Raw genomic sequence first — 8,208 nt, 5'->3', positions numbered from 1 at the left:
CCGCGCGACTTCTGCCAGTCGCGCAGCGCCTTGCGCGTCCCGGCCCCGACGACCCCGTCCGGCGTCCCCGGATCGAACCCCAGCGCCGCCAGCGCCCGCTGCGCCGTCATCCGATCGCTCAGCGACATCGGCGCCTCGGCCGGCCAGGACCTCGCCAGGGCGCCCTGGCCGCCGATCCCGTCGGCCAGCATGCCGACGCCCAGCGCATAGGCGATCGAGTTGTTGTAGCGCCGGATGGCGAAATGATTGGGGAACAGCAGGAAGGCCGGGCCGGCGGCGCCGGCCGGGGCGACAAGCTGGGCCTTGGCTTCGGCGTCCGTGCCCGTCCACGGCAGGCCATCGGCGCGGGCGACCCCCCGCTCGGCCCACCAGGCCGGCGTCTCCCGCGGGCCTTCCGACAGGCTCCAGTCGAAGCCCTCGGGAACGGTGACTTCCCGCGCCCAGCTCTGGCCGCGCACCCAGCCGGCCTTGGCCAGCAGGTTGGCGGCGGAAGCCAGGGCGTCGGGGGCCGAGCCCCAGATGTCGCGCTTGCCGTCCCCGTCGTGGTCGACGGCGGTCGACAGGAAGGTCGTCGGGATGAACTGGGTCTGGCCCATCGCGCCGGCCCACGATCCCACGAGCCGGCCGCGCGGATGCTCGCCCGACTGGATGATCTTCAGGGTGGCGATCAACTCACCCTCAGCCCAGGCGCGGCGACGCCCCTGGGCGGCCAGGGTGGCCAGCGAACGGATCACGTCGCGGTCGCCCTGGATGGCGCCATAGCCGCTCTCCAGCGCCCAGATGCCCAGCAGGATTTCGCGCGGCACGCCATAGCGGCCCTCGATGGCGTCGAAGTACTCGGCCGTCCGGCGCGACTGGCCCATGGTCAGCCGGCCGCCGGTGACGACGCCCTTCAGATACTCGGAGATCGGCCGCGAGAACTCCGGCTGGCGACTGTCGAGGGCGCCGACCCGGGGATCCGGCGTCAGGCCGCGCATTTCGCGCTCGACGACGGCCGGGGACACCCCGGCCTTCACCGCCCGCCCGTAGAACTCCGCCGCCCAGGCGTCGAAGACCTGGTCGCCGGACACCGTCGGCGGCGTCACCGGCGCCGGGGCGGCAGCGGGCGGAGCGACGGCCGGGGCCGGCGGCGGCGCGACGCCGGGCGTCGGGATCAGCGGCTTGTTGGCGGGGCTGGCGCAACCGGCCAGGACATAGAGGGCGAGCAGGTACCGACGACGCATCATGTCCCCATCAAACGAGCCGCGTGCGGCCTTGGCAACCGAACGCGCCCGATACGAACGCGGCACAGCTGGAAGCGTTGACTCGCTCCGGGCCTACCCGTATATGCGCCCGCTCTCTTGTTGAACTTATGGCGCGCTTGTCCGCGCCTTGCCGAGAACAGGTCATGAAGGTCAGAAGCTCGCTCAAGTCGCTCAAGACGCGTCACCGCGACTGCAAGCTCGTGCGCCGCAAGGGCGTGGTCTACGTCATCAACAAGACCGACCCGCGCTTCAAGGCCAAGCAGGGCTGATCCGGCGCGGGCGCGCAGGCGCCCGCTCGTCGAGGTCCCACGAAAAAGCCGGTCGGCGACGACCGGCTTTTTGTCGTTTTCGATCCTCCCCGCAGGGGAGGGGACCACGCTCAGTCGCTCGACCGCACCAGTTCGAAGAACTCCTGCCGCGTGCGCGGATCGTCGCGGACCTCGCCCAGCAGATGACTGGTCGTCAGGCGCGAGCCCGGCGTATTGACCCCGCGCATCGTCATGCAGCTGTGCTCGGAGACGATCACCACCCCGACGCCCTTCGGCTGCAGGATGTCCTGGATCGCCTCGGCGATCTCGGCCGTCAGCTTCTCCTGGATCTGCAGCCGGCGGGCGAAGCCGTGCACGACGCGGGCCAGCTTGGAGATCCCGACCACCCGGTTCGACGGCAGGTAGCCGACGTGCGCCTTGCCGAGGAACGGCAGCATGTGGTGCTCGCAGAAGCTGACCACCCGGATATCCTTGAGCACCACGAGTTCGTCGTACCCGCCGACCTCGTCGAACGTACGGGCGAGATACTCGCGCGGATCGCTCTCGTAGCCGGCGAACAGCTCGCGATAGGCCTTGGCCACCCGCTTGGGCGTCTCGATCAGGCCCTCGCGGTCGGGGTCGTCCCCCGCCCATTCGATCAGCGTTCGGACGGCGGCTTCGGCGTCAGCCTGTGTGGGCTTGGTCTTCATCGGTCCCTCCGCGGCGATCCGCCCCAAGGCGAGGCTTCAAGTCAAGGCTCAAAGGTGCGGTGACAGGCCCGCAAGCCCCGGCTAGGTTCCCGCGCTTTCCGCCAACGCCCATCTGACCTAAAAGGCTTCACCATGGCCGACGACGCCTCCGCCCACTCCGACGTGCTCAACGCCACGGCCCAGACCCAGCTGAAGAGCATCATCGAGCGCATCGAGCGCCTCGAGCAGGAGAAGTCGGAGATCGCCGAGCAGATCAAGGAAGTCTTCGCCGAGGCCAAGGGCAACGGCTTCGACGTCAAGGTCCTGCGCAAGGTCGTCCGCATCCGCAAGCAGGACCGGGCCAAGCGCCAGGAGGAAGAGGCGATCCTCGACCTCTACCTCTCGGCCATCGGAGAGATTTGAAGCGCGGTCCACCCGATCGGAAGGCGCAGGCCAGGCGGTCGGCGCTCAACGCGCTCAAACGCGCCCGCCGCATCGCCGCCAAAGAGGGGGTCGAGCTCTCCGAATGGGAGGGCGAGTTCCTCGGTTCGGTCGAGGAGCGGGTGAAGACCTACGGCCGCGCCTTCGGCGATCCCGAGAAGGGTGCGGCCGGCGAGGCGCTCTCGGCCATGCAGACGGTGAAGCTCAAGGAAATCACCGCCAAGGCGAAGGGCGAGAAGAAGGGGCTGGCGCGCCGCGCCTTCCGCCGGCGGACCCCGGAAAGCGATTCCGATGCCTCGTGACCTTGCCGGCGACGTGAGCCGGCCGCGCGCGGCCGCGGGCGCAAAGCTCCCCGAACCAAAGCCCGCCGAACCAAAGCTTGCCGGTCTTGAGGCCCTGCGCGGCGCCGCGGCGCTCTACGTCGTCGCCCATCACGCCGCCGCCCTCAACGACTGGGGCGGGCCGCTGCGCCTGCTGACGGCCTTCGGCCAGGAAGCGGTCATCGTCTTCTTCGTCCTGTCCGGCTTCGTTATCGCGCTCGCCCAGGAGCGCACCTCCCAGCCCGGCTTCCGCGCCTATCTGCGCCGGCGGGCGGTGCGGATCTTCCCGATCTACCTGATCGCCATCGCCCTCAGCGCCGCCCTGGCCGGCACGATCGCCGATCCGCGGGTAAGGACCGACCTGGCGACCCTGCTCGGCAACCTGCTGCTCGTGCAGGACATCTCGTCGCTGAAGCCCGGCGTCGCCGTCGACATCTTCGGCGGCAATTTCCCGCTGTGGTCGCTGTCCTACGAATGGTGGTTCTACCTCGGCTTCTACGCCCTGTGGCGCTATCGCCCGGAGGGCCTGCGCGACCGCGATGTCGCCGCCGCCGGCGCGCTGGCGGTCCTCGCCTACGCCGCCGTCCCCAACCAGCTGGCGCTGTTCGTCGCCTACTTCCCGATCTGGTGGGCGGGGGCGCGGCTGGCCCATCTCCACCTGCGCGGCGGCCCCGCGCCCTGGTCGGGCTTTGGGCCTCTGGCCCTTGTCGCCGGCCTCTGGGCCGCCATCGCCGCATTGGAAATCGCCCGCGGCGCGGCGGTCTCCCCCGGCGTCTATCCGCTGCTGCCGCTGCGGCACGCCCTCGCCGGCCTGGTGGTCGTGGCGCTGGCGCTTGGCCTGCGACGCCGGCGGCCGGGTTGGGAGGCGCGTCGCATCTGGCCGCTGACCTCCCTGGCCGGCGTCTCCTACGCCATCTACGTCTTCCACTACCCGATCATGGCCTCGCAGTTGTTCGCGCCGCTGCCGCCGGCCATCCGGCTGCCGGTTCAGCTTCTGTTGGTCCTGGCGCTCGCGACGCTCGCCGAGCATGCGGTCCAGCCACTGGCCAATCGCCTGTTCCGCGGCACGGTTCAGCGGTCGGGCGAGGTCCGCCGCGCATAGGCCATGGCGCCGACCACGGCGGCGCTGAACAGCAGGCCCTCCAGCGCCCCGGAAACGATCTGGCTGACGGGGCCGAAGCCCGGCTCGCCGAACAGCGCGCCGACGTGGCCGAGCCGCAGGCGCGCGCCCGGGAAGCTCCGGATCAGCAGATCGAGGCTGCCCCCCAGCAAGCGGCCGCCCAACAGCGCGATCGCCGCGCCCGCCGCCGCCCCGGCCAGGCCGGCGATCGCCGCCGCCCGCCGTACCGACTTCGTGGATCCGAGGCAGGCGCCCAGCCCGACCGCGGCCCCCAGCAGCAGGCCTTCGCCTGCGCCCGTGATGTCCGCGGGCGCGCGGCCGAACAGCAGGGTGAAGGCGTCGAGGCCGAGCACCTTGACCACCGCCCCGACGACCAGGCCGCCGACCGCCCCGCCGACCACCCGCCAGGCCCCGGCATGACGGGGCGCGAGCCCGGCGGCGGCGACGCCGATCGCCACGCCGGCGCCGCCGATCAGGCCGATGACCAGCGTCAGGCACATCAGCACCAGCACCACCGATATGCCGCCGACCTGCAGGGGTTCAGCCGCCGCGACGAAGCCGTAGATCAAGCCGCCGACGAGGCCCGCCGCGCCGCCGCCGCCGATCCCGGCGCCGGCGATCCTCGCCGCCTCTTGCCGGGCCTGGGGCGTCGGCCGGCGAACGGCCGCCGCCCCGTCTGTCGCGTCGACCACCCACTCCACCGGTGCGATGAACCGGTAGCCGTGCTTGGGGGCCGTCTCGATGAACTTCGGCCGCGCCGCGTCGTCGCCCAGCAGGCGGCGCAGGTTGCGGATGCACTGCGTCAGCGCCTCGTCCGTCACCGGCACGCCGCGCCAGACCTCGTCCAGGAACCGGTCCTTTGAGACCAGCCGCCCCTGCTCGCGGACCAGCAGCGCCAGGGCGTCGAAATAGCGGGCGTTGAGCGCCAGGGCCGCCCCGTCCCGGGTCAGGCGGCGGTCCTGCGGATCGAGGACGAAGCGCGAGAAGCGGAACGTGCCGGCGGTCAATTTCAGCAAAACCTCAGGCGCGGCTCATGCCGCTCACCACGCGGGCGGCCAGGGTGCGAACCTCACCCACGCGAGGAGGAAAGACAATGACCGCAGCGCAAGGCTCGCGCCGCAACATCCCATGGCGCCTGATCGGCTGGGGCGCCGCCGCCGTCCTGCTCGCCACGCCGCTGGTCGCCATGCGGTTCACCGACGAGGTGAACTGGACGGCCTCCGACTTCCTCTTCATGGGCATGCTGTTCGGCGTGATCGGCGGCCTGCTGGAACTGGCGGTGCGCAAGTCCGGCCGGGCCGCCTACCGCCTCGGCGTCGCGGTGGCGCTGGCCATCGCCTTTTTCTCGATCTGGCTGACCGGCGCCGTTGGAATCATCGGGAGCGAAAACGAGACGGCGAACCTGCTCTACCTCGCGGTCCTGGTCGCCGCTCTGGCCGGCGCCTTCGTCGCGCGGTTCCAGCCCGAGGGAATGGCGCGGGCGATGGTCGTCGCCGCGGTCGCCGAACTGATCGTCCCGCCGGCCGCCGCCATCTTCTGGCCGGAAGCGCGCGAGGCGATCTGGCGGCGCGAGGTCTTCGTGCTGACCGGCGGCTTCGTCTTCCTGTGGCTGGTCGCCGCCGCCCTGTTCCGCAAGGCCGCCCGATGATCCGGGCACTGTAGAAGCCCTTAGACGACACCCGCGCGGGCCAGGGTGAATGTAGTGGGCATGTACCGGTTGCTCGTCTTCCACGCCGACTGTCTCACCCCGACCGAGACGCGCAACTTCTCGGTCGCCAAGGAGGTGGTGGCGGCTATCCCGGGCGTCCTCGCGGCCTTTCCCGACTGCACCCGCGTCGATGTCCTGGCCGAGACCGGACGGCTGTTCTCCGTCGATCGTCGCGGCGACCGGCTGACCTGAGGCTTAAAAAATCCGCCCGACCTCGGGAATGGTTCGGCCGACGGCGGCGTATGTGTCGTGATGGCCGACAAGCCGAACCTTAACGACGTCGCGGGCTGCCTCCCCCAGATGCTGCGATATGCGCGGGCGCTGGCCCGCGACCCGGCCGCGGCCGAGGATCTCGTGCAGGGGGCGCTGGAGCGCGCCTACGCCCGGCGCGCCACCTTCCGCGACGGCGGCGACCTCAGGGCTTGGCTGCTCGCCACCCTGCACAACCATTTCGTGAGCACCGAGCGACAGAAGCGGGCGAGCGTCCGGCGCGAGGCCGCCGTCGCCCGCGACGCCGCCCAGACCGCCGAGCCGTCCCAGGAACACGCCGCCGAGCTGGCCCTGGTGCAGGCCGCGTTCCGCCGCCTCTCCGACGATCATCGCGCCGTGCTGCACCTCGTCAGCGTCGAGGGCCTCTCCTACCCGGAGACCGCCGAGGCGCTCGGCCTGCCGGTCGGCACCGTCATGTCCCGCCTCTCCCGCGCCCGCGCGGCCCTGCGGGAACAGCTCGGCGAGCCGGACGTACCGAGTATCGGCGGCCAAACAAAACTTAAAGTTGTAGGAGGCAAGGATGAGCTCTGACGACCTCGACGCCTTCATCGACGGCCAACTCGACGAAGCCGGCCGCCGCCAGGCCCTGAACCGCCTGGCCCACGACCCCGCCGCCGCCGCCCGGGTGATGGGCGACATGGCCCTCGCGCATGCATTACGAACATCGGCTTTCGCCGACTGCGCCGAGCCTTCGCCCCAGGCGATGGCCGCCGCCCGCCGGCTGCAGAGCGGCCTGGCCTCGCGACGCTACTGGCGCTGGGCCGCCCGCGCCGCGGCTGGCCTGGCGGTCTTCGTCGTCGGCTACGGCCTCGGCGAAATCGACCTCCGCCCGCCGACCCAGGCGCCGGACTTCGTCTCGGAAGCTCTGATGTCCCACCGCACCGCCGCCCTGCGCGCCGTGATGGCCTCGCAGCCCGAAACGCCGCGCTACGACCCCGTGGAAATCCGGCGAGCCACCCGCATCGCCCTGCCGCCCCGGCCCCCCGGCTGGAAGGTGACCGACGCCCAGGTCTACCCCTCAGACGAAGGTCCCAGCGTCGGCCTGTCGTTCGCCACCGGATCCGGCCCGGTCTCGCTGTTCGCCTTCCGCACCGGCGAAGACGACCCCATCGGCCCCACCACCGTCGCCGGCGGCGAGACCCACGTGGCCTACTGGCAGGAGGACGGCCAGGGCTTCGCCCTGATCGGCGACCTGCCGCCCGCCGGCCTTCAGGCCATCGCGGCCCAGATGGCCGGCGCCGACCTCCCCTCCTGACCCTCCCGGATCCCTGAGATGCCCTTCCTTCCGTTCGGCGTCGCGGCGCCGTGGTTCGATGCGCCGACCCACGCGAACCCGCGCTTCAACTTCAGCAGCGTCGCCGGCCGCTTCGTGCTGATGGTCTTCCTGCCGGCCGACCGCCAGGCGGCCGAAGCGACCGTGGATCGCATGACCGCCCGCGAAGCCCTCTTCGCGCCCCAGCGCCAGATGCTGTTCTTCGTCACGCCCGACCCGATCCTGCACGCCGCGCATTCCGAGACCCTGGGCGTTCGCTATTTCCTCGACGCGGACAGCGAGATCGCCCGCCGCTTCGGCGCTTTCGACGAGGCCGGCGAACACCCGCACGCGGTGCTGCTGGACCCGACCCTGCGGGTCGTCTCCGTCGCCGAACCGCTCCGCTATGACGACATGATGCGGGTGCTGGAGACCCTGCCGGTCCCGGACGCCCATGCCGGCGTCCGCCTGCATGCGCCGGTGTTGATCGTGCCTCGCGTTTTCGAGCGCCAGCTGTGCCAGGAGCTGATCGCCTATTACCATGCCCACGGCGGCGCCCCATCAGGCGTAATGCGGGAGATGGGCGGTAAGACCGTCGGCGTGCTCGATGATTTCAAGAAGCGACGCGACGCGCAGATCGACGACGAGGACCTCCGGGCCCGCACCCGCAGTCGGATCTTTCACCGGCTGCTGCCCGAGATCGAAAAGGCCTTCCAGTTCCGCGTGACGCGGATGGAGCGCTACATCGTAGCCGCCTACGACGAGCACGAGGGCGGCTACTTCAAGCCGCATCGCGACAACACCACCGGCGGCACGGCGCACCGGCAGTTCGCCTGCTCGATCAACCTGAACGCCGAGGAGTTCGAAGGCGGCGACCTCCGGTTCCCCGAGTTCGGCACGCGCACCTACCGGCCGC

12 protein-coding genes are annotated in these 8,208 nt (G+C 71.2%); 9 read left to right on the top strand and 3 right to left on the bottom strand.

All coding sequences use genetic code 11. From position 1 onward, the window contains the following. A partial coding sequence (locus ACILRF_RS12625) for a lytic murein transglycosylase (RefSeq protein ID WP_395673408.1) occupies nt 1-1,223 on the bottom strand: 1,223 nt, incomplete at its 3' end. A 164-nt stretch (nt 1,224-1,387) separates the two neighbouring features. Between ACILRF_RS12625 and ykgO the strand changes: the two genes are divergently transcribed. Next, nucleotides 1,388-1,513, top strand: a complete 126-nt coding sequence (ykgO, locus tag ACILRF_RS12620) for a type B 50S ribosomal protein L36 (protein WP_056023006.1) — start codon at nt 1,388-1,390, stop codon at nt 1,511-1,513. 110 nt (nt 1,514-1,623) lie between these two features. Here ykgO and folE read toward each other — a convergent pair whose 3' ends face one another. Beyond that, nucleotides 1,624-2,202, bottom strand: a complete 579-nt coding sequence (gene folE, locus ACILRF_RS12615) for a GTP cyclohydrolase I FolE (protein WP_395673406.1) — start codon at nt 2,200-2,202, stop codon at nt 1,624-1,626. A 132-nt stretch (nt 2,203-2,334) separates the two neighbouring features. Here folE and ACILRF_RS12610 point away from each other — a divergent pair, with 132 nt between their 5' ends. Genes ACILRF_RS12610 through ACILRF_RS12600 form a run of 3 tightly spaced genes read left to right on the top strand, consistent with a single transcriptional unit; the run spans nt 2,335 to nt 4,044 of the window. Then, the gene (locus ACILRF_RS12610) at nt 2,335-2,604 is read left to right on the top strand and encodes a DUF2312 domain-containing protein (protein WP_395673404.1); all 270 of its coding nucleotides are present in this window, start codon (nt 2,335-2,337) and stop codon (nt 2,602-2,604) included. Beyond that, the gene (locus ACILRF_RS12605) at nt 2,601-2,924 is read left to right on the top strand and encodes a hypothetical protein (protein WP_395673402.1); all 324 of its coding nucleotides are present in this window, start codon (nt 2,601-2,603) and stop codon (nt 2,922-2,924) included. Before ACILRF_RS12610 ends, ACILRF_RS12605 begins: the two co-directional genes overlap by 4 nt. After that, complete coding sequence (locus ACILRF_RS12600; RefSeq protein WP_395673400.1) at nt 2,914-4,044, top strand: acyltransferase family protein; 1,131 nt, start codon at nt 2,914-2,916, stop codon at nt 4,042-4,044. The genes ACILRF_RS12605 and ACILRF_RS12600 overlap by 11 nt, the downstream gene beginning before the upstream one ends. Here ACILRF_RS12600 and ACILRF_RS12595 read toward each other — a convergent pair. Further along, complete coding sequence (locus tag ACILRF_RS12595) at nt 4,014-5,069, bottom strand: transcriptional regulator (protein WP_395673399.1); 1,056 nt, start codon at nt 5,067-5,069, stop codon at nt 4,014-4,016. The genes ACILRF_RS12600 and ACILRF_RS12595 overlap by 31 nt on opposite strands. A gap of 86 nt (nt 5,070-5,155) precedes the next feature. Here ACILRF_RS12595 and ACILRF_RS12590 point away from each other — a divergent pair, with 86 nt between their 5' ends. From ACILRF_RS12590 to ACILRF_RS12570, 5 genes are all read left to right on the top strand, one after another. Beyond that, entirely contained in the window at nt 5,156-5,710 is a 555-nt protein-coding gene (locus ACILRF_RS12590) for a hypothetical protein (RefSeq protein WP_395673397.1), read from the top strand. Between the two features lie 60 nt (nt 5,711-5,770). Then, complete coding sequence (locus ACILRF_RS12585; RefSeq protein ID WP_395673395.1) at nt 5,771-5,962, top strand: hypothetical protein; 192 nt, start codon at nt 5,771-5,773, stop codon at nt 5,960-5,962. 60 nt (nt 5,963-6,022) lie between these two features. Continuing rightward, a complete protein-coding gene (locus ACILRF_RS12580; protein WP_395673393.1) occupies nt 6,023-6,571 on the top strand; it encodes a sigma-70 family RNA polymerase sigma factor in 549 nt (182 codons plus the stop codon). Next, nucleotides 6,561-7,295, top strand: a complete 735-nt coding sequence (locus ACILRF_RS12575; protein WP_395673391.1) for an anti-sigma factor family protein — start codon at nt 6,561-6,563, stop codon at nt 7,293-7,295. Before ACILRF_RS12580 ends, ACILRF_RS12575 begins: the two co-directional genes overlap by 11 nt. 18 nt (nt 7,296-7,313) lie before the next feature. After that, the coding region (locus tag ACILRF_RS12570) for a redoxin domain-containing protein (RefSeq protein ID WP_395673389.1) at nt 7,314-8,208 on the top strand (895 nt) is incomplete at its 3' end.

The sequence above is a fragment of the Phenylobacterium sp. genome (genome assembly GCF_044236515.1).
GTDB lineage: Bacteria > Pseudomonadota > Alphaproteobacteria > Caulobacterales > Caulobacteraceae > Phenylobacterium.
Note: the sequence above shows the minus strand (reverse complement) of the source record. Positions and strands in the feature narration are given on the sequence as shown.

Bases quoted from the DNA above. Each gene is read 5' to 3' on its own strand.
- folE (WP_395673406.1), bottom strand. From the start codon at position 2,202: ATGAAGACCAAGCCCACACAGGCTGACGCCGAAGCCGCCGTCCGAACG.
- ACILRF_RS12580 (WP_395673393.1), top strand. From the start codon at position 6,023: ATGGCCGACAAGCCGAACCTTAACGACGTCGCGGGCTGCCTCCCCCAG.
- ACILRF_RS12600 (WP_395673400.1), top strand. From the start codon at position 2,914: ATGCCTCGTGACCTTGCCGGCGACGTGAGCCGGCCGCGCGCGGCCGCG.
- ACILRF_RS12585 (WP_395673395.1), top strand. From the start codon at position 5,771: ATGTACCGGTTGCTCGTCTTCCACGCCGACTGTCTCACCCCGACCGAG.
- ACILRF_RS12610 (WP_395673404.1), top strand. From the start codon at position 2,335: ATGGCCGACGACGCCTCCGCCCACTCCGACGTGCTCAACGCCACGGCC.
- ACILRF_RS12590 (WP_395673397.1), top strand. From the start codon at position 5,156: ATGACCGCAGCGCAAGGCTCGCGCCGCAACATCCCATGGCGCCTGATC.
- ykgO (WP_056023006.1), top strand. From the start codon at position 1,388: ATGAAGGTCAGAAGCTCGCTCAAGTCGCTCAAGACGCGTCACCGCGAC.
- ACILRF_RS12575 (WP_395673391.1), top strand. From the start codon at position 6,561: ATGAGCTCTGACGACCTCGACGCCTTCATCGACGGCCAACTCGACGAA.